The sequence below is a fragment of the Serratia myotis genome (genome assembly GCF_027474885.1).
Classification (GTDB): domain Bacteria; phylum Pseudomonadota; class Gammaproteobacteria; order Enterobacterales; family Enterobacteriaceae; genus Serratia; species Serratia proteamaculans.
Map to the genome: position 1 here is coordinate 3,661,315 of NZ_CP099707.1, position 20,621 is coordinate 3,681,935.

Below are 20,621 nucleotides of genomic sequence, written 5' to 3' on the forward strand. Positions count from 1 at the left end.
CGTGATTAAAGGAATAGCCCTTTCCGTCATCGCCTCGATATTGTTCGGCGTGATGTATTACTACACCTCCACCCTGACCCCGCTCGACGGCGAGCAAGTGTTTGGCTGGCGCACGCTACTGACCGTGCCATTTTTGACCCTGTTTATGGTGATTTCCGCCGACTGGCGCAAAGTCAGCGAAACGCTGTGTTGGATAAAACAACGGCCGCGCCGCCTGCTGTTTCTGCCGCTGAGTTCGGCGCTGCTGGGGGTTCAACTCTGGTTGTTCCTGTGGGCACCCTTGCACGGTAAAGCGCTGGAAGTATCACTCGGCTATTTCCTGTTGCCACTGACCATGGTGCTGGCGGGTCGTTTGATCTTCCGCGACAGGCTTTCTTTGCTGCAAAAATTGGCGGTTGCCTGCGCGATCATCGGCGTTGGCAATGAACTGTATCAGGTGGGCGGCGTCTCCTGGACCACGCTGGTGGTGGCGCTGGGCTATCCGGTTTACTTTATTCTGCGCCGACGTTTCGGCACCGATAATCTCGGCGGATTGTGGTGTGAACTGACGCTGATGCTGCCGGTCGCCGCCTGGTTTGCCTTCGGGGGGAACGGGCCGCTGGCCGCGCTGAGCGTCAGCCCGACGCTGTATTGGCAAATTCCGCTGTTGGGGGTGATCAGCGCCGCTGCGCTGGTGTGTTATATCCTGGCCAGTCGCCTGTTGCCGTTCAGCCTGTTCGGTTTACTGAGCTACGTGGAGCCGGTGCTGCTGGTGATCGTGGCGCTGTTGCTCGGCGAGAGCATCGGCCGGGAGGAATGGCTGACCTATATTCCAATTTGGCTGGCAGTGCTGTTGTTGGTGTCAGAAGGTGCTGGTCATCTATTGCGTCGGCAACGGATAAAATCAACTACGTGACAGTGCAACGCATTTATTACATTGATTACAAACAAATAAATGTAGTGACGTCGTCACTTTCATGCCAGTAGCGCCCGCTAAAACGTCGGCCGGCATGGCAATGCGGCGTGAGCTGTTTGAGCAATTCCAATTCAAAGGTCTGTTGTTGCGGATCAAGTGCCACCAGGTGCGCATCAAGAAAATCAAAATAGCTGCGCACCTGTGGGTACAAGGCCTTGAACAAGCTTTCTTTGGCGGAGAACACCAGCGTCAACAGTGGGTTAAATGCCTGTGGCTGTGCGCGCAGTTGCTCACACTCCGCCTCGCTGACGATAGCGCGCCACAACTCCTCCGCCCGTGCGGCAGGGATCAGCGTTTCAACGTCCAGCCCCACGCCACCCAACCCCGTTTCCCGATGTACGGCGCAAAGCGCAGTATCCGCATTATGACTGAGCGCACCGGCAATGCCCGGCGGCCACTGTGGCGCACGGTCCTCGCCAGGTAATAAGGTGAAGTCGGCAAACCCCAGCGACGCCAGTAACTCTCGTGCCAGGTAACGTCCGGCCAGATACTCCGCCCGCCGCTTTGGCACCGCCCGCGCCAGATGATCGGGCAGTGTCATGCCGATTTCGTCAAAACAGCTGTCCTGATAATGGGCCAAAGAAAAGTGGCAACGCGCGATCTGCCCCGGGTAATCATCCAGGTTCAGCCATTCAATTCTGGGGATAAAAGAAGAGAACACTTGTCGTCCATGTTGGGTGTGTAGGCGCTAATTTTAGACGCCGAATCCATGGGCAACAATGATTATTCCTCTCCCCCGCCATTGAGGGAGAGGAACGGCAAGATTACAGAATGCCTTTCATGGTTTTTTCGAAGTCGCTCCAGGCGCAGTAACCCTGTTTATCTACCGGGCAACCTTTCAGCGCCAACGTTACGCGCTGTGGCGGGGTTTTCAGCGTCAGCGGGCTGGCATTACGCAACTGGTCGGTGGATTGATACACATACTCAATCTTCAGCAGGTCGCGATCGTTTTTCTTGTCGTGCCAGCGCTGGAACACCAGCTTGCCGCCAATCGGCGTTTTCTCATATTGATGCGGCAGTTGGTACGGTTGGAACTCCATCGCCGACAGCAGAGAAGCGATGTTGGAATCGTGGCCCACCAGCACCGTCACTTTCGGTGAGTCCGGTTTGCGTTCACCAATCAGTGCGCCGTTGATGTAGGTCAGCAGCGGCTTGGCCACGTTCTGCGCTACCACCGGCGAGGTGAACAACGAATCCTGATAGCCGTCTTTCAACTGCGCCAACTGTTTCCACTGCTGCGGCGTGGTGATTTTGCCCCAGGCCACGTCCTTCATCGGGAAGCCTTCGTAATATTGCAGCATGAAGGCATCCACCAGCGAGTTGCCCACCCGCAGCGGACCCGCGACACCCGGCTCTTTGCCCGGTACCGCACTCATTTTGCTGGCCTCTTTGGTCAGATCGCAGTGCTTGTCGGTTTTACAGCTGCTGGAATCTTTATAATCGATGATTTTCGCGAGTTGTTTATAGGCCGCATCCAGCTTCAGCGAGGCCAGTTCCTTGTTCATCGCCCCCAGCGCCTGTTGATTGAAAGCGTCGCTGTTGTCGGTGATGATCGGGTTGAAGGTCGGATCCATCTCCCCCATTTTGTCCTGGTGATGCACGCTGATATCACAGCCAGGGAACGCGCCGTTGGTAAAGAACTGCGCGGTCGCTACCGTGCGCTGCAGGCTGTTGGCATAAACGTAAACGCTGCCGGCCGTTGGGCAGCCTTCCTGCGGCAGTACTCCGGTTTGCTTCAGCCACGCATTGAAATAGTGGCCCATATACACTTCCAGCACCCCGCCCTTGGTAGTCAACAGGCCACCCGGCGTGTCCCAGGCCGGCCAGGCTTTAGGTGTGGACTGTGCCAGCACGCTGCCGTTATTGGCCAGTGGCGCACGCAGGTTATGGCGACTCATCACCAGCACCTGATCCAATTGATAGTCGTTGGTTTCCGCCAGGGCAGTCCCGGTCATTAATAACGGCAAGCACAGCAATAAGGCTTTTCTTTTCATCCGCAGAGGCTCCAGGAAAATGATTATTTTTAATGTGTTAGCTTTTGCTTCGCTATGATGGAGAGGTTAACGGGGAAAGTGTGTGATGAGTATCACAAGGAAAGGTCTGCCCAGCGGCCATCCGCAGATGACCGCCGTTAACTCAAAAAACTACAGCCACAAACGCATGATTGGCCAGCCGATCAACAGCAGCGCGGCGATATACACCACGCCGAGAATACCGCCCATGCGCCAGTAATCTTTCGACTTCACATAGCCGCAGCCGTAGATGATCACCCCAGGGCCGGTAGCGTACGGCGTCAGCACGCCCATGATGCCGATCGACAGCACCAGCAGCATCGACAGTTGCTCCATCGGCACCCCCGGCAGCCCTTTACCCACCGCCAGGATCACCGGCAGCATGGTGGCCGTGTGTGCCGACAGGCTGGCGAACAGGTAGTGGGCAAAGTAGAACACCAGCACCAGCGCCACCACCGTCATATTCGGTGAAAAACCGTCCAGGTGGGTGCTCATGGTCTGGGCGAACCAGTCGATAAAGCCGGAGCGGGTCAGGCCGTTGGCCATCACTACCAGCGTCGCCAGATTAACCAGCGTATTCCAGGCGCTGGAATATTTGGTGATCTCCTTCCACGACACCACGTGCAGCGCCAACATCAAGGATACCGCCAGCAGGCAAACCGTGGTGGCATCCAACAGCTTACCGCCAAACACCCACAGGCACAGGCTGAGCAGCACCAGGCCAATCAGCGTGTATTCCTTGCGCGTCAGCTTGCCCATTTCGGCCAGCGCGGTATTGGCCCAGGTCGCCACTTCGCTGCTGTGGGTCACGCCCGGTTTGTACAGGTAATAGGAGATCAACGGCGCGATAATCAACAGCAGCAGCCCGACCGGCAGGAAGGCCAGGAACCACTGCATCCAACTGATGTGCACCCCGGCAATCTTGCTGACGAACTCGATCCCCAGCACGTTCGGCGCGGCACCGGTGACGAACATCGAGGAGCTGATGCTGGTCCCCACCACCATCATCCACATCAGGTAGCCGCCGATACGGCGCGACGAGGGATCATTGGGGAAAGAGTCAAACAGCGGCGGCAGATTTTTCACCACCGGGAACACGGTACCGCCGGTACGGGCGGTATTGGACGGGGTAAAGGGCGCCAGCAGAATGTCGATGATCACCACCGCATAGCCGAGCGTCAGGGTACGCTTACCCATAAACTTCACCAGGAACAACGCAATACGTCGCCCCAGCCCGGTCGCTTCGTAGCCGAGCGCGAAGATGAATGCCCCGAACACCAGCCAGACGGTGGTGCTGGAGAACCCCGCCAGCCCCCATTTCAATGCCTCTTTACCGGCCTTAAAGCCCGGTTCTGCCAGCTCCTGCGCACCAAACAGCACCCAGTTGGCACTCAGCACGCTGAGGGTCACGGCGATAAAGCTGATCGCCGTCGCCGGGATCGGCTCCAGGATCATGCCGACAATCATCGCCACAAAAATGGCAAAGTAACGCCAGGCCTGCGGCGGCATGCCGTCCGGCGTGGGTATCCATAACAGGATAGCCAGCACCAGCAACGGCGTCAGCGCTTTCCAGATTTTTTCCTTGGTTTCGGACATAAGTTTCTCCAGAGACGGGATATTGTTTTTAGTTCGGTAACTGCGCCAGTAGCCAGGTAACGATTAACAGGTCGGCGCTGCCGCCGGGGCTGAGGTTGCGCATGATGCAGTCGGCGTCAAACTGCCGCAGGCGCTGTATGCCCTGCTCGCCCTGTGCGCCACCTTGAGCCAACAGCCCGGCGGCACGCTGCTGAAGCCAGTGCAGGCCATCGATGCCGCCGCGCGAAGCGACGTTGGTGTCATCGTTGTGGGCCATCAGCCACAGCAGGCTGTCCATCAGCGCGGTCTGTTCATCACAACCGGCGTTCAGCCGTTGTCGGTACAGCGGCAAAGCGCCGTTAATCACCCGTTCGAAGCCGGATTCGGCCTCGCCGCGCGCGCCACTCAGGCCATGCCCGGCAAACAGCCGCTGACCGGCAGTCTGTAGCGCGTTGTGCTGTTGCAGCTCGCGCGCCACCAGCCCGTCACACATCGTCGCCACTTCGGCGCACAAGGTTTTGGCGTCGATATGGCGTTGCTGCTGATCACAACGGCCGAAGGCGGCACACAGCAGACCGAGTGAAAACACGCTGCCTTTGTGGGTGTTGACGCCGCCCGTGGCCTGGAACATGTGGTTTTCGCAGGCCAGCCCCAACGGGCGCAGCCGCAATAACTGCTCGGCTGCCGGGCGGAAAGCATCGTCACGGCCCTGGCGGATAAAGCGCGGCAGCCAGATGCCAATGGCACGGGCGCTGCGGTAAAAATGACCGAGGTTCATATCCCGGTGTGCGCCGTTGTTATGACGATCCACCAGGCCCGGTTTGGGGGTCAGATTCACTTCCACCAGCAGCGCCCGGTAGGCGGCATGGGCGAAGTCCCCGACTTGCGTTTGGCGGGCATAACGGACGGGATCAGCGGGTAGCGAGTGCATCATTGAGCATCCTTTCCATTTCCTGCAGCAGCTGTTCACTGCTGTGCTGCCGTTGACGGGCGCAGAGTTTGGCCGGTTGGCTGCACAGCAGACAGCGACGTTCCGCCAGCCCCAGATCGCGGCGCGACAAAATGCGCCCCTGTGAGTCCAGCACGTCGATATCCCACAGTCGGCCAATCGGCTGCTGCACTTCCAACTGCATGGCGCAGTCTTTCACCCGCTGGGCATCGGCCTGTAGCGCCACAAAACCTTCGCAGCCGGTGGACAGCGCCAGCGTTTCGGCCTGCAGGCAGTGCCAGCCCTGCTCGCCCCACAGCTGTTGCAGCGCCTGCCAACCCAGGTTGAAGATATTGCGCGTCAGCGCGCTGTCTTTTACCCCACCGGGCACCACCAGCGTCAGCACCAGCAAGGTAGACTGATGCTGCGCCAACCACGCCTGCTGGCGGGCCTGACGACATTCGCGGCTGGTGAGCAGTTCCGGCAGGCTGACTGCGCGGTTGGCGGCCAGTTCAGGAAGGACGCTAGCCATAGGATTACTCCGCCACCTGATGCACCACGTCGATCACCGAACCGTCGCGATAGCGCACGACCGCCACTACCTTGTCGGTAAAGACGATCGGCTCCGGTTCACCGGTCAGCAGCAGCGCCCGCTGGCGCAGCCAGTCGATGCCGACCACCGGCAAACCGGCCTCTTTCAGCCGCTGCGCCAACTCTGGCCGCGCCGGGTTAACGGCAATACCATGATCGGTAACCAGAATGTCGATGCTGGAGCCGGGCGTGACACAGGTGGTCACTTGCTCGACCAGCGTTGGGATGCGCCCACGCACCAGCGGTGCCACGATGATCGCCAGCCGCGCGGCCGCAGCGGTATCACAGTGGCCGCCAGAGGCACCGCGCAGCAGGCCGTCGGAGCCGGTCAGCACGTTAACGTTGAATCCGGTGTCGATTTCCAACGCGCTCAGCACCACCACGTCAAGCCTATCGACCGAGGCACCCTTCGAACTGAAATTGGCGTACTGGTTGGCGCTGATCTCAATGTGGTTAGGGTTGCGCGCCAGCGACATCGCCGCCGCGCGGTCAAAACTTTGCACGTCCAGCAGCCGGGTGATCAGCCCTTTTTCATGCAAATCCACCATGGTCGAAGTGATGCCACCGAGTGCGAAACCGGCGCGAATACCGCGTGCGCGCATCTTGTCTTCCAGAAAACGCGTCACCGCCAGTGAGGCGCCGCCGGTGCCGGTCTGCAGCGAGAAACCTTCGGTAAAGTAGCCGGAACCGGCGATCACTTCGGCGGCCCGACGGGCAATCAGCAGTTCACGCGGGTTGGAGGTCATACGCGTGGCGTCGGCACCAATCTTGTCGGCGTCGCCCACCCGTGCCAGTTGAACGATCAGATCCACCCGATCCTGTGCCAGGCTGGCCGGATGATGCGGATAAGGCACAATCGCCTCGGTCAGCAACACCACGGTGCCCGCCGCGTCGGCATCCACTTTGGCGTAACCCAGCGAGCCGCAGCAGGCTTCGCCGCTGTAGCCGTTGGCATTGCCGAATTCATCACAGGCCGGTACCCCAAGGAAGGCGACGTCAATCGCCAGTTCACCGGATTCGATCAGGTTGACCCGACCACCGTGGGAGTGGATCTGCACCGGTTCGGCCAGCAGGCCGCGTGAGATGGCGTCCGCCAGCGGGCCGCGCACACCGGAGGTATAAATCCGGCTTACCACCCCGTTGCGAATATGGCCAACCAACGGCGCATGGCATTCGCTCAGCGAGCTGGAGGCCAGCGTCAGGTTGCGGAACCCCATCGCCGCCAGCGTTTCCATCACCTGATTCAGCGCCAGATCGCCGCCGCGAAACGCATGGTGGAAAGAAATGGTCATGCCGTCCTGCAATCCGCTGCGGCGCACCGCCTGTTCCAGCGTGTCGCAGCGTTTGATATCGCGGGGTTTACGCGCCTGCTGGTTAGCCTTGGAAGAGTCCTGATAGCAGCGCAAATCCGCCAGGTTGTTCAGGGTCATCAGTCGTTGTTGACGTTTCATTATGCTTCCTCTCCATGCTGAACCGAGGCTTCGCGGATGCCGGAAAGCGCTGCGCGCTGCAACACCAGCCGTGCGCGCTCAATCACCGGGCTGTCGACCATCTTGCCGTTGAGCGACACCACGCCGCGCCCTTCCTGCTCCGCCGCTGCGGCGGCATCCACCACCCGCTGGGCATGGGTCACCTCTTTGGCGGTTGGCGCATACAGGTTGTGCAGCAGTTCGATCTGCCGGGGGTTAATCAGGGATTTGCCGTCGAAACCGAGCTGTTTGATCAGCGCCGCTTCCTGCAGGAAACCGACTTCGTTATTGGCGTCGGAATAGACCGTATCGAACGCCTGAATGCCGGCGGCCCGCGCCGCCTGCAACAGTGAGCAGCGCGCAAACAGCAGCTCGATGCCCTCGGGGGAACGTTCGGTACGCAGGTTGCGCACATAGTCTTCCGCCCCCAGTGCAATACCGATCAACCGTGGCGAAGCATGGGCGATAGCCACCGCCTGAGTGATGCCCGCCGCCGACTCAATCGCCGCCAGCAGGCCGGTGCTACCGACCGGGCGGCCGCAGTCGGCTTCGATGGCGGCAATTTCGCGATCCATATCCACCACGTCCTGCGCGCTGTCAGTTTTCGGCAGGCGCACAATGTCGGCCCCACCACGCACTACCGCCTGCAAATCTGCCAGGCCGTAAGCGGAATCCAGCGCGTTAACCCGCACAATGGTTTCCACTTCCTGATACAGCGGATGTTGCAACGCGTGATAGACCAGCCGCCGCGCCGCGTCTTTTTCGCGCAGGATCACCGAGTCTTCCAGATCAAACATCAGCGCATCGGCCTGATAGATAAAGGCATTGCTCACCATCGCCGCATTGGCGCCGGGCACGAACAGCATGCTGCGGCGCAGGCGGTGTTTATTCAGCGTTTTCATTAGGCGCTCCCCATGGCAGTTGGCCATTGTCGCTGGCACGCATCAGCGCGGTTTCCAGCCGGGCCCGTAGTACGCAGTCGAGCGCGCCTTTGTCGTCCACCATCACCTGCACCGGCTCCACCTGGTAGTGTTGCAGCACCTGCAGCAGCGTCTGGCGGATGGCTTCGCCGAACTGTTTTTCCACGCTGCTGGCGATCAGCAGATCGTGTTCCGGCCCCTCAGCGGGCGCGATGCGCACCATGACATCGCTGGACTCCAGCGTGCCGGCCATTGCTTCTCGGATAATTTTCATCTTTCACCTGATTGTGCGGATTCAAAGGGGGTGACTGCCGGTTTGGCCCGGCGCTGCGTTTGCAAATCTTGCAGGTAATACAGGGTGTCTGGCGGTACCAGCGGCGCGGCGGCGTGAAAATCGCCTGCCGCCAACAGCTTGCGTACCCAGGAGGCCGAGATCGCCGTGCCCTGATATTGCAAACGCTCAATTTCTACCAGCGCGATCGGCGGGCTGGGTAACGCCGGGGTTTCCAGCCAGTAACGCATATCGCGGTTGTATTTCGCGGTGACCGCGCAGAACGGCTCGTTGCCGACAAAACGATGGGTGATGCCCAGCGCGGGGGCCAGATACTGACGAAAGATCTTGAGATCGATTTCGGTGTAACAGTCGTCGGCAATACCCTGATCTTTAATGAAGTAACAAGGGAAAGTGGCGCGGGAAATGACGTATTGCGAACCTTCATGCACCGTCAGGTTAGGGATATCCGTGGTGCCCGCCAGTACCAGCCGCCGCCGGTCTTCATAGCTGAAACGCGAGGTGTTTTCCTTGACCAAAAACAGGTGCAGCCAGTCGCACTTTTCTGCCGCCTGGCGCACCAGATATTGGTGACCGCGGGTAAAGGGGTTGGCATTCATCACGATGCTGCCAATGGTGTGGCCCGGCTGTCGCTGGCCCGCCAACTGGGCGGCATAGCGCTTCAGGCGGCACGGGCTGTTTTCCATCAGCACCACAATGCCCGGTACCTGGGCTATCGGATAAAAACCGCACTGGCGGAACAACGCTTCATTTTGGATTTTGGTGTAGATAAATAGCTGGGTGTGGTGGCGTTCATAAGCCAGATTGACCAGTTCGGTCGCCAGCCGCAGTGCCAACCCTTCGCCACGCATTTGTGGGCTGATAGCGACGCATTTGATAATATTGTCTGCAATGCCGCCGCAGGCGACCAATTCATCGTTTTGCGTCACGGTAATAAATATTTCAACCGTAGTATCAATATTCAGGTCGTTACTCCGCAGAAAGGCATTAATCTGCGCTATATTTTTATGATCTGATCTTTTCACTCGGTCAAATACGGCATCGCCCAACATGGCACACTCTCTGGGTTAACTAATAAATAACAAATTAAACAGAAAATAAACATCAATTAACATCTTTAGGAATAATTAAAACCTTAAAAACCATAAAGATAAAACCGTTAAAACCATCAGGCACATTTAATAAAACAATAGTAGGCAGAAAAAAGTAGCGAATTATTGACCTATTTCACAAACCCCTCCCGGTTAATAAGTTATTTAATGTTCTTTATTTACTTAATTATTTTTATGGTGTTTATTATTGAGATAATCTTTAATTGATGGCGCAATTAAATTACATTTACGTAGCATATTCATTGCAACTGGAAAATGCCCTATGGAATGGTTGAACATACTGATTGTCGAAGATGAAACACCGCTGGCGGAGATGCATGCGGAATTTATCCGGCAGAACGGCGGTTGCCGGCAAATCTGGTTGGCCGGCAACCTGGCGCAGGCGCGCATGATGAGCGAGCGCTTCAAACCGGATCTGATCCTGCTGGACAACTTCCTGCCCGACGGTCAGGGCATTGAGCTGCTGCGTGAACTGACCCTGAGCGGTTATGCCGGTGGCATCGTGTTTATCACCGCCGCCAGCGATATGGATACCGTGGCCGAAGCGCTGCGTTATGGGGTCTTCGATTACCTGATCAAACCGCTGGCCTACGATCGTCTGTCCCACACGCTGCTGCGCTTTAGCCAGCGGCGGCAGGCGTTGAAAGACAAAGCGCGGCTTAGTCAGCACCGCATTGATCAGATGTTCAACACCTACGCACGCGGTGAACAGCAGGCGAGCTTGCCGGCAGGCATCGATGAACTGACACTGGTGAAAATCCGTGCCTTGTTTGAACTGCCTTCGGCCAGCCACACCGCTGAAAGCGTTGCGCAAAAAATGGGGCTAAGCCGCACCACCGCACGCCGTTATCTGGAGTTTTGCACCGCCGCCCAGCAGCTGCGTGCAGAAATCATTTACGGCAAAGTGGGCCGCCCGCAGCGGATTTACCGCCCCAACCTGCCAGAATAAGCGGTTATTTGATCGCCCCTGCAAGCTTGAATGTAACCGCTTTACTTTTATCACTATCCTCAGCATCTTATTCGGCATGATGCCTCTATAATCCGCCGACAGGACGATCGCTGATGAGTAGCCTGCCCCTTCCTTCCCTGAAAGACCTTCTCGCCCGCCGGGACTGGCAAAATCCGGCCTGTACCCATTATCAACGGCTGGCTGCACATCCGCCTTTCTCGAGCTGGCGCAGCCTGAATGCTGCGCGTGACGATGAGAGCAGCGGTAGTCGGCAACTTCTGAACGGCGACTGGCAGTTCAGCTATTTCGGCAGCCCGCAGGCGGTCCCCGACGGTTGGTTGCAGCAGGACCTGGCCGACGCCGATACCCTGGCGGTGCCGTCTAACTGGCAACTTGCCGGTTATGACGCGCCAATCTACACCAACGTCCGCTACCCGATCCCGGTCGATCCGCCGCGGGTGCCGGAACAGAACCCGACCGGCTGCTATTCGCGACAGTTTACTGTCGATCCCGCCTGGCTGGCTGAAGGCCAGACGCGCATTATCTTTGACGGCGTTAACTCGGCGTTTTATCTGTGGTGCAACGGCCACTGGGTCGGTTATTCACAGGACAGCCGCCTGCCTGCCGAGTTTGATCTCAGCCCATGGTTGCAGGCCGGTGAAAACCGGTTGGCGGTGATGGTGCTGCGCTGGTGCGATGGCAGCTATCTGGAAGATCAGGATATGTGGCGCATGAGCGGTATTTTCCGCGACGTCAGCCTGCTGCATAAACCCACCACGCACCTGAGCGATATCCGCATTACCACCCCGCTGTATGACAGTTTCCGCCGTGGCGAACTGGTGGCAGAAGTACACATCAACCGGGCCGCCCAGCACCGGGTACAGTTGCAGCTATGGCATGATGGGCAGTTGGTGGGGGAAAAAAACCAGGCGTTCGGCAGCGAGATTATCGACGAACGCGGTGCCTATGAGGATCGCACCACCCTGCGCCTGCCGGTGGAGCAACCAGCACTGTGGAGCGCGGAAACGCCCACGTTGTACCGCGCAACGCTGGCCCTGCTGTCGCCGGAAGGGGAAATTATTGAGGTGGAAGCCTATGACGTTGGCTTCCGTCAGGTGGAAATCAGCCATGGGCTGTTGAAGCTTAACGGCCAGCCGCTGCTGATCCGCGGCACTAACCGTCACGAACATCATCCGCAGCACGGCCAGGTGATGGACGAAGCCACAATGCGCCATGACATCCTGCTGATGAAGCAGCACAACTTCAACGCGGTGCGCTGCTCGCACTACCCAAACCATCCATTGTGGTACCGGCTATGCGATCGCTACGGGCTGTATGTGGTGGATGAAGCCAATATTGAAACCCACGGCATGCAGCCGATGAACCGGTTGTCTGACGATCCGCTGTGGTTGCCGGCAATGAGCGAACGCGTAACCCGCATGGTGCAGCGCGATCGCAACCATCCCTGCATTATTATCTGGTCGCTGGGTAACGAGTCTGGTCACGGCTGCAACCACGACGCGCTGTATCGCTGGGTGAAAAGTCAGGATCCCACTCGCCCGGTGCAATACGAAGGCGGCGGTGCCAACAGCGCCGCTACCGATATTATCTGCCCGATGTATGCGCGAGTGGATCAGGATCAGCCATTCCCTGCCGTGCCCAAGTGGTCAGTCAAAAAATGGATCGGCCTGCCGGATGAACATCGCCCGCTGATCCTGTGTGAATACGCCCACGCGATGGGCAACAGCTTCGGTGGCTTTGACCGCTACTGGCAGGCCTTCCGTCAGCATCCGCGCCTGCAGGGTGGCTTCGTCTGGGACTGGGTCGATCAGGCACTGACCCGCCGTGATGAGAACGGCGACGAACACTGGGCTTACGGTGGCGACTTTGGCGACACACCGAACGATCGGCAATTCTGCCTTAATGGGCTGGTATTCCCCGATCGCACTCCGCATCCCGCGCTGTTTGAAGCGCAGCGTGCACAGCAGTTTTTCCAGTTTACCTTCGATGCCGACACGCTGACGCTGACCGTCAGCAGCGAGTATCTGTTCCGCGCTACCGACAACGAACGCCTGAACTGGCGGCTGGAGCTGGATGGTATTGAGCGCGCCAGCGGCAGCGTCGATCTCACCCTGAAACCACAGGGTAGCGCCAGCGTCCAACTGCTCGAGCGCTTGCCGATGCTCCATCAACCCGGCGAACTGTGGCTGAATGTCGAAGTGGTTCAACCGCAGGCCACTGACTGGTCCGAGGCCAACCATCGCTGCGCCTGGGATCAATGGCTGGTGCCCCGCACGCTGCATCTGGCGCCGCCACCAACGGCAGGCTCGCCCCCACAGCTAAGCCAAGATGACCAAAGGATCGACATCATCCATGGTAATCAACGCTGGCAGTTTACGCGCGACGACGGCTGTTTAGCCCAGTGGTGGCACCACGAACACCCTCAGATGCTGACGCCACTGCGTGATAATTTTATCCGCGCACCGCTGGATAACGACATCGGCATCAGTGAAGTCGAACGCATCGATCCCAACGCCTGGGTCGAGCGCTGGAAGCTGGCGGGCATGTACCGGCTGGAAGCACGCTGCACGCAGTTACAGGCCGACTTGCTAAGCGATGGCGTGCGTGTGGTAAGTGAACACCTGTTCGGGGCCGATGGGCAAACGCTGCTACGCAGCCGTAAACAGTGGCTGTTCGACAACCAGGGCGCGGTCAGTATCAGCGTTGATGTAGACATCGCCGCCAGCCTGCCGCCACCGGCACGTATCGGTCTGAGCTGCCAACTGGCAGAAATTCATCCACAGGCACAATGGTTGGGCCTGGGCCCGCATGAGAACTACCCTGACCGTCGCCTTGCCGCGCAATTCGGACGCTGGCAACTCCCCCTGGAAGAGCTGCACACGCCGTACATCTTCCCCGGCGAGAATGGTCTGCGCTGTGAGACCCGCAGCCTGCAGTACGGTGACTGGCACATCGACGGGCTGTTCCACTTCTCGCTCAGCCGCTACGGCCTGCGCCAGTTGATGGATTGCAGCCACCAGCACCTGCTGCAACCGGAAGCCGGTACCTGGCTCAACCTGGACGGCTTCCATATGGGAGTGGGTGGCGACGACTCCTGGAGCCCGAGCGTTAATCAGGACTACCTGCTCAGCCATAGCCATTACCACTATCAACTGCGTCTAAAACGCACGGAACCAGGATAAATCTGCCAAAAGCTCAACGGGTTGCGCATTCTGTAAGCAAACAGTCACAGAATGCGTAATCCACCTTTGACATGCTGCCAACACCCCGTTATGATTCCGGCCGTTCAAACGATTCCTCTGTAGTTCAGTCGGTAGAACGGCGGACTGTTAATCCGTATGTCACTGGTTCGAGTCCAGTCAGAGGAGCCATATTAGAGAAGCCCGCTCAGGGAAACCTGAGCGGGCTTTTTGCTTTTGTTTTGGTGTATGGCTGCTACGAGCGAGGAGCGGAAGTTCGCAACGCCAACAACTACATGACTAACATTGAGGTGTCTTAATCAACGGAGAGCAGGTCATAGTCACTTTAGTTGCTTCAATGGATAAGAGTTAGTGGTACTGGAACCGTCGCTGTAGAGCTCGGTAATAATGATTTTTTTACCATCAATAGCATATTTGACCGTACTATCTGCAGGATCATCCCGCCAGCGACCGGTACTGTCAGGATTGTCAGATGCCCACATAACTTGATCACCTATAAGTTTGCACTTGATTGCCCAACGGGTGCCATCGTTTTGTCGGATATAATGTACGTAGGCAATACCTGATTCGACTTTATCCAACTGCATGATCTTATGGTCACGGCCAAACATCGCAGCAGAAGCAGCCTTGCAAACCTGACCTACCGTGACTTCAGAAGCCTGTACCGGCGCAGTAAACACCAGCGGAACAAGAAGTAAGAGTTTCTTCATACGGATCAATCCATTTTGTTTATTTTCAGGAATAACTCTAAATGTATATTTCGGCAACCTAAAGCGTTTCTTGACTATAATTTAGTGTTGCGATGGCAGGACTGATTAACTTGGTCCCTCGCGTAATCTCAAAATCTGCCTGACTGTCAGCTTTGCTCCTGACCTGCACCCCGCTCCTGGCACAGAGCAGATTGTTAAAGCTCTTTGAATACAATCTCGCTTTGAGCCGACTTTTTGATGCTCGTTCTGGCTCCCCTTCCTTTGCAGAGAACAGCGTAGAACGATTAATACATGAAGCGAAGTGTTTAAACCCGCTTTAAGTAACAAGCAACTTTTGGTGGTCATTCTGGAGGGCTTGACAGAAAGGGAACTCAGCTTTAGCTTACTTATTAGCCAGATACTGGCAACGGCGATCCCAGTCAGGGAGCCATATCAGAGAGGCCCGCTCAGGGAAACCTGAGCGGGCTTTTTGCTTTTCCAGATATCGCGCATGCCAGGCAAAAACATGCTCGTATCCTGGCTTTAAGCAATTTTTTCCCTCTATTTTCAACACATCCCAAAGCAACGACTCTGTGAGGCTCTCCTGTGGGCTACCAGAGGCGATCAAGTGCCGTATCGGTGCGACACGAAATCAGCTTGCTGTTTGCCGCAGTCCTGGGTTATCTGTTTCTCGGTGAAATACACACGTTGAGCAAAATACTGGCGCGCACGGTGAGTGTTACCGGCACGCTGTTGATGGATTGACGATCACTGGAGGACTTGAAATGCCTGACTCCCCTACTATTGCTCTGATTGGTCCCGGTGCGATTGGTACCACTATCGCTGCTGCACTGCATGAAGTTGGCCGCACGCCACTGCTTTGCGGACGCACCGCGCACCCACAATTAATTCTGCGTCACGATGAAGGGGAAGTGGTGGTTCCTGGTCCGGTATTGAGCAAGCCACCGACCAATACTCACCCCTTCGATCTGGTCTTTGTGGCGGTAAAAACGACCCAGGTGGCTGAGAGCGCCAATTGGCTTGCCGCGTTATGCGATGAAAACACTGTCGTGTGTGCGCTGCAAAACGGTGTCGAACAGAAAACTCTGTTGGAACCCTATGTTAATGGAGCAACGGTACTGCCTTCAGTCGTATGGTTCCCGGCACAGCGCGAACCAGACTCCTCTGTCCGCCTGCGGGCTAAACCGCGTTTGACACTCCCGGATGTGCCACAGGTAAAACGGATCGTTGATGCGCTCAGCGGTACCCGCTGCAGCGTTGAGCTGTCATCCGATTTCCTCTCGATCGCCTGGCGCAAACTATTGCAGAATGCGGTCGCGGGCCTGATGGTTCTTGCAAACCGCCGTGCGGGAATGTTCTCACGCGGGGATATCACGAAACTGGCACTGGCTTATCTGCATGAATGTCTGGCTGTCGCACGTGCCGAAGGTGCGGTACTTAGCGATAACGTTCCCCAGGAGATCGTTGACGGTTTTCATCGTGCGCCTGCGGACTTGGGTACCTCCATTCTCGCCGATCGCCAGACCAATCGCCCGCTGGAATGGGAAATACGCAACGGCGTCGTGCAGCGTTATGGCCATTCACAAGGTATTCCTACCCCTATTAGCGACATCCTGGTTCCTTTGCTGGCGGCAGGAAGCGAGGGGCCGGGTTGAAGCGATAAACATCAAAGGCGTTTGTAGGGGGCGTTTCTCGAAGCTTTTTGACCCGTCACTGCCCCCACTATCGGCACCTCCCCCCCTCCGCACCCCAGATCATGAATATGGCTCATGTGGTAATGAAATTAAGTCGCTTTCACTCATCCAATGGCTCTGGCATAAATTATGCAATGTTAACTTATTGACAACATGAAGACTGACGAATGAGAAACCCAGTAGTTTCTTGAGAATCAAAAAAGTTAGATTCAGTTTTCATACCAGAACTCAGGGGGCAAGAACGCGATGAATAAAAATTTTACATTTACGGTTAAGAGCAGTAGTTTCGATGAAAACTATAACCCTTCAGAAAATACGCGTATTACCACCAACTTTGCCAATTTGGCCAGAGGGAAGAACCGCCAGGAGAACTTGCGCAACACTCTGGTGATGATTGACAACCGTTTCAATACCCTGGCGCATTGGGATAACCCCAAAGGCGATCGCTATGCTGTCGAACTTGAAATCATTTCTGTTGAGATGAATATTAAAGACAAGGGCAATAGCTTCCCAGTGATTGAAATATTGAAAACCAACATTATTGACAAGAAAACCAACAAGCGCACTGAGGGCATTGTAGGAAATAACTTCTCTTCTTACGTGCGGGATTATGACTTTAGTGTGTTGCTGTCAGAACACAATAATAACCAACCCGAATTTAGCATTCCAGATGACTTTGGTAACTTGCACGGGAATATATTTAAATATTTCGTCAACTCAAATGAGTACAAAGATAACTTTAACAAATTACCGGTTATATGTTTAAGCGTATCCAGTAAAGACACCTATTATCGGACTGGAAATGAGCATCCTGTATTGGGCATTGAATACCAGCAAAACGATTCCTCTTTGACTGAACAATACTTCAGCAAAATGGGCTTGCAGGTTCGCTATTTTATGCCGAAAAATAGTGTTGCGCCTTTGGCCTTTTATTTTTCTGGTGATTTACTCAGTGATTACACCGATCTTGAACTTATCAGCACCATCAGCACGATGGAGACTTTCCAAAAGATTTATCGCCCTGAGATTTACAATGCAAACTCTGCAGCCGGACAATACTATCAGCCGGCCCTGAATCACCAGGATCATTCATTAACAAAAATTGTTTATGACCGTGAAGAGCGTAGCCAGTTGGCTATTGAGCAGGGGAAATTTACTGAAGAACACTTTATCAAACCCTATAAGACTATTTTTGAGCAATGGTCTGCTCACTGCGCGCTTTGATTAACCAAAAATAAAAGGTCATCCATTATGAAAATATTATTACCAACTTCGACTGCCGGCAGCTTACCCAAGCCTTCCTGGCTGGCACAACCTGAGACACTTTGGTCCCCCTGGAAATTGCAGGATGAGGAACTGATTGAGGGTAAACAGGATGCCTTGCGCTTGTCCCTGGAAGATCAACTCCGAGCAGGCATTGATATTGTCAGTGATGGCGAACAAACGCGCCAACACTTTGTCACTACCTTTATTGAGCACCTGAGCGGCGTTGATTTTGAAAAACGGCAGACGGTTAGAATTCGTAATCGCTATGATGCCAGTGTACCAACGGTCGTCGGTGCAGTGACTCGTCAAAAACCGGTGTTTGTTGAAGACGCCCGATTTTTACGTCAGCTCACCAAGCAGCCGATTAAATGGGCCCTGCCAGGCCCGATGACCATGATAGATACGCTTTACGATAGCCACTATAAAAGCCGCGAAAAACTGGCCTGGGAATTCGCTAAAATTCTCAACCAGGAAGCCCGAGAGTTAGAGGCGGCCGGCGTCGATATTATCCAGTTTGATGAACCCGCATTTAATGTCTTTTTTGATGAAGTGAATGATTGGGGCATCGCCGCTTTAGAACGAGCCATTGAAGGGCTTAAATGTGAAACGGCGGTGCATATCTGCTACGGGTATGGCATCAAAGCCAATACCGATTGGAAAAAGACTCTGGGGTCAGAATGGCGTCAATATGAAGAAGCTTTTCCCAAACTGCAGACCTCTAATATCGATATCATCTCACTGGAATGCCATAACTCGCATGTTCCAATGGACTTGCTTGAACTGATCCGCGGTAAAAAAGTGATGGTAGGCGCCATTGACGTGGCAACCAACACCATAGAGACTCCAGAGGAAGTCGCCAATACGTTACGCAAGGCGCTGCAGTTTGTTGATGCCGACAAGCTCTATCCTTCGACCAACTGTGGCATGGCCCCCTTGGCTCGTCAGGTAGCCACCGGTAAGCTCAATGCTTTAAGCGCAGGCGCGGAAATCATCCGTAGAGAACTCGCAGCTAAATAAGCTCGCCAAATTAGAAAAGCAGACTTCCCCGGAAGTCTGCTTTTTGTATTTTAGCCAGGCGTTACTGCTTATGCTTCACTGGTTTCTCTCAGAGAACTTATAACCTCACGCGCCTCGGCGAACAGTTTATGGTAATGGGCCTCGCCGTCGGTAATCCCCTCCTCTACTCCGATGGTGTTATAGAGAAAATCGATCCTTGCATCCTCCACGCCCAGATATGCCATGCCGCCATTAATGTAATCGGTCATGTTCTTTTCCCAACCGTACTTAATGAATCCTGACTGAGAACCACCCACCAAAGCCAGCCAGCGAATTTTTTTATCCTTCAGTCTATTTTCGTCGCCGTAGGCCAGACCATAGTTCCAGACGCGTTCCAGGTAACCCTTGAGTATTGCCGGGAAGGAGTACCACCAAACCGGGAACACCAGAACCAATGTGTCCTTGTCCCCCAGCTCATCGAAAAGTCGATGTACTTCCTCCGAATAGATTTTTTGCGGATTATCCCAGTCCGGCTCATCCTCCACCCTGAGTATCGGGTCAAAATCGCTGCGATAGAGATCAAGGCTGGAAACGTTGTAGCCATGACGCACCGCCTCGCTCTGCATCTCTTTCACCACCTGCGCGGTTAAAGAATTGGACCGAGGGTGAGCCCAGATAAAGTAAATATTATTTAATTTCATGAAATTACCTTAACATTCCGTGGAGGAATCATTACTTTACGGCTGCACGATAGTTCTGTAAAACGTAGTATTTGAGATGGGTTATTGAGGGAAATTCACTAATGCAGCCGAACTTTTCAGACTTTGCTTCGTTTATTGCCGTCGCACGCTACAAAAGCTTTCGGGCGGCGGGTGATGAATTGGGACTATCCCCCTCCGCCATGAGTCATTCCGTCAAACAGCTGGAGCAGAGATTAAAAGTCCGACTATTTAATCGCACCACTCGCAGCGTGGCACTCACCGAGGCGGGGCTAACCCTTTTTGCACGACTACGCCCGGTCTTTGATGAGTTCAATACCATACTCGACGAGATGAACTGCTTTCGCGATGCCCCGATGGGCACCCTGAAAATCAATACTTCACGCCTGGCCTCGCGTCTCTTTCTGCTGCCGACCATAACAGGGTTTAGCCGCAAATATCCGGACATAAAAGTTGAGATCACCACCGATGACAAACTGGTGGATATTGTCCAACAGGAGTTTGATGCCGGGATCCGCCTGAATAACAAAGTCGAAAAAGACATGATTACCGTCCCCATTGGGCCGAAAATCAAACTGGTGGTAGCCGCCACAGCGGATTATCTCAGGCATCATCCCGCACCGACGCATCCGTGCGAGCTGGTTAATCACCAAAGCGTTGTTTTTCGTTTCCCGAGTGGCCGCCCGTATCTCTGGGAATTTGAAAACGCTTCGGAAAAACTTGAAGTGGCACCAATCGGCAATATCATGCTGGACGATATGGATTCAGCGCTCGAGGCTGTTCTGGGCGGAGCTGGGCTGGGTTATCTGTATTACGAACAGGTGAAAGAACATCTGACAAGCGGCAGGCTGGTCCAGGTCCTGGACGACTGGCTCCCCGAACGCCCCTGCCTGCAACTCTACTACCCTAATCGCCAATATATGTCTGGCCCATTACGCGCTTTTATTGACTACATAAAAGAGACGCAGAGAACGGCAAAAAAGAGTCATCAGGAGTATTTAGTCTGATCACGGCAGTGAGTTTGCTGACAAAGGCGAACCAGTCGGCAACCTCCTATCAATCGACCCTAACTCAATAGCCACAGACTATTACAACATTCAACCATTCCTATTTTATCTATCGGCTTCCACTGACTAAGCTTAGTCATGAGTGTCAGTGCGAGCCTCATCCGCGGTTGGCGAAAAACTCATATCTTATTATTGAAAATCAGTT

General features: G+C 55.3%; 19 protein-coding genes and 1 tRNA gene. 9 read left to right on the plus strand and 11 right to left on the minus strand.

Going from position 1 to position 20,621, the window contains the following annotated elements; genetic code table 11:
• Position 1 precedes the first annotated feature (1 nt).
• The gene (rarD, locus tag NHG65_RS17415) at positions 2–895 is read left to right on the plus strand and encodes an EamA family transporter RarD (RefSeq protein WP_207978189.1); all 894 of its coding nucleotides are present in this window, start codon (positions 2–4) and stop codon (positions 893–895) included.
• A 25-nt stretch (positions 896–920) separates the two neighbouring features.
• Here the strand turns inward: rarD and NHG65_RS17420 are convergent, their stop codons facing one another.
• The 9 genes from NHG65_RS17420 to citC all read right to left on the minus strand — a co-directional run bounded on the left by NHG65_RS17420 (position 921) and on the right by citC (position 9,794).
• Positions 921–1,616, minus strand: coding sequence for a 4'-phosphopantetheinyl transferase family protein (locus tag NHG65_RS17420; protein ID WP_099064580.1), 696 nt, complete (start codon positions 1,614–1,616; stop codon positions 921–923).
• A gap of 103 nt (positions 1,617–1,719) precedes the next feature.
• Positions 1,720–2,949: a bifunctional glucose-1-phosphatase/inositol phosphatase gene (agp, locus tag NHG65_RS17425; RefSeq protein WP_099064581.1), complete on the minus strand. Its 1,230-nt coding sequence runs from the start codon at positions 2,947–2,949 to the stop codon at positions 1,720–1,722.
• 150 nt (positions 2,950–3,099) lie between these two features.
• A complete protein-coding gene (locus NHG65_RS17430) occupies positions 3,100–4,563 on the minus strand; it encodes an anion permease (protein ID WP_099064582.1) in 1,464 nt (487 codons plus the stop codon).
• A gap of 28 nt (positions 4,564–4,591) precedes the next feature.
• Positions 4,592–5,476, minus strand: a complete 885-nt coding sequence (gene citG / locus NHG65_RS17435; protein ID WP_404830583.1) for a triphosphoribosyl-dephospho-CoA synthase CitG — start codon at positions 5,474–5,476, stop codon at positions 4,592–4,594.
• Positions 5,454–6,002, minus strand: a complete 549-nt coding sequence (gene citX, locus NHG65_RS17440; protein WP_129936483.1) for a citrate lyase holo-[acyl-carrier protein] synthase — start codon at positions 6,000–6,002, stop codon at positions 5,454–5,456. The genes citG and citX overlap by 23 nt, the downstream gene beginning before the upstream one ends.
• Positions 6,003–6,006: 4 nt before the next feature.
• On the minus strand, positions 6,007–7,512 hold the full coding sequence (citF, locus tag NHG65_RS17445; protein ID WP_099064585.1) for a citrate lyase subunit alpha: 1,506 nt from the start codon (positions 7,510–7,512) through the stop codon (positions 6,007–6,009).
• Positions 7,512–8,432, minus strand: coding sequence for a citrate (pro-3S)-lyase subunit beta (citE, locus tag NHG65_RS17450; RefSeq protein ID WP_207978185.1), 921 nt, complete (start codon positions 8,430–8,432; stop codon positions 7,512–7,514). The genes citF and citE overlap by 1 nt, the downstream gene beginning before the upstream one ends.
• On the minus strand, positions 8,416–8,724 hold the full coding sequence (gene citD, locus NHG65_RS17455) for a citrate lyase acyl carrier protein (RefSeq protein WP_099064586.1): 309 nt from the start codon (positions 8,722–8,724) through the stop codon (positions 8,416–8,418). The genes citE and citD overlap by 17 nt, the downstream gene beginning before the upstream one ends.
• Positions 8,721–9,794 carry a [citrate (pro-3S)-lyase] ligase gene (gene citC, locus NHG65_RS17460; RefSeq protein WP_099064587.1) on the minus strand — a complete coding sequence of 358 codons (1,074 nt, stop codon included), beginning with the start codon at positions 9,792–9,794 and terminating at the stop codon, positions 8,721–8,723. The genes citD and citC overlap by 4 nt, the downstream gene beginning before the upstream one ends.
• 322 nt (positions 9,795–10,116) lie before the next feature.
• Here citC and dpiA point away from each other — a divergent pair, with 322 nt between their 5' ends.
• The 3 genes from dpiA (at position 10,117) to NHG65_RS17475 (ending at position 14,195) form a co-directional block, all read left to right on the plus strand.
• A complete protein-coding gene (gene dpiA / locus NHG65_RS17465) occupies positions 10,117–10,803 on the plus strand; it encodes a two-component response regulator DpiA (RefSeq protein WP_099064588.1) in 687 nt (228 codons plus the stop codon).
• 113 nt (positions 10,804–10,916) lie between these two features.
• Positions 10,917–14,006 (plus strand): beta-galactosidase, encoded by a 3,090-nt coding sequence (locus tag NHG65_RS17470; protein WP_499182488.1) that lies wholly within the window; start codon positions 10,917–10,919, stop codon positions 14,004–14,006.
• A 113-nt stretch (positions 14,007–14,119) separates the two neighbouring features.
• Positions 14,120–14,195 (plus strand) — tRNA-Asn (locus NHG65_RS17475).
• Between the two features lie 149 nt (positions 14,196–14,344).
• On the opposite strand, the gene NHG65_RS17480 is transcribed toward NHG65_RS17475, so the two are convergent.
• Positions 14,345–14,734 carry a hypothetical protein gene (locus NHG65_RS17480; RefSeq protein ID WP_099063773.1) on the minus strand — a complete coding sequence of 130 codons (390 nt, stop codon included), beginning with the start codon at positions 14,732–14,734 and terminating at the stop codon, positions 14,345–14,347.
• A 618-nt stretch (positions 14,735–15,352) separates the two neighbouring features.
• On the opposite strand from NHG65_RS17480, the gene NHG65_RS17485 reads away from it, so the two are divergent.
• From NHG65_RS17485 to NHG65_RS17500, 4 genes are all read left to right on the plus strand, one after another.
• On the plus strand, positions 15,353–15,478 hold the full coding sequence (locus NHG65_RS17485; RefSeq protein WP_255409001.1) for a hypothetical protein: 126 nt from the start codon (positions 15,353–15,355) through the stop codon (positions 15,476–15,478).
• 20 nt (positions 15,479–15,498) lie between these two features.
• Positions 15,499–16,389, plus strand: a complete 891-nt coding sequence (locus tag NHG65_RS17490) for an oxidoreductase (protein WP_099063772.1) — start codon at positions 15,499–15,501, stop codon at positions 16,387–16,389.
• Between the two features lie 285 nt (positions 16,390–16,674).
• On the plus strand, positions 16,675–17,652 hold the full coding sequence (locus NHG65_RS17495; RefSeq protein ID WP_085117571.1) for a DUF1852 domain-containing protein: 978 nt from the start codon (positions 16,675–16,677) through the stop codon (positions 17,650–17,652).
• Positions 17,653–17,679: 27 nt separating this feature from the next.
• The gene (locus NHG65_RS17500; RefSeq protein ID WP_099063771.1) at positions 17,680–18,711 is read left to right on the plus strand and encodes a methionine synthase; all 1,032 of its coding nucleotides are present in this window, start codon (positions 17,680–17,682) and stop codon (positions 18,709–18,711) included.
• A 68-nt stretch (positions 18,712–18,779) separates the two neighbouring features.
• Here NHG65_RS17500 and NHG65_RS17505 read toward each other — a convergent pair whose 3' ends face one another.
• Positions 18,780–19,391: an NAD(P)H oxidoreductase gene (locus NHG65_RS17505; RefSeq protein ID WP_099063770.1), complete on the minus strand. Its 612-nt coding sequence runs from the start codon at positions 19,389–19,391 to the stop codon at positions 18,780–18,782.
• 101 nt (positions 19,392–19,492) lie between these two features.
• Between NHG65_RS17505 and NHG65_RS17510 the strand changes: the two genes are divergently transcribed.
• Entirely contained in the window at positions 19,493–20,416 is a 924-nt protein-coding gene (locus NHG65_RS17510) for a LysR family transcriptional regulator (RefSeq protein WP_099063769.1), read from the plus strand.
• Positions 20,417–20,621: the final 205 nt, after the last annotated feature.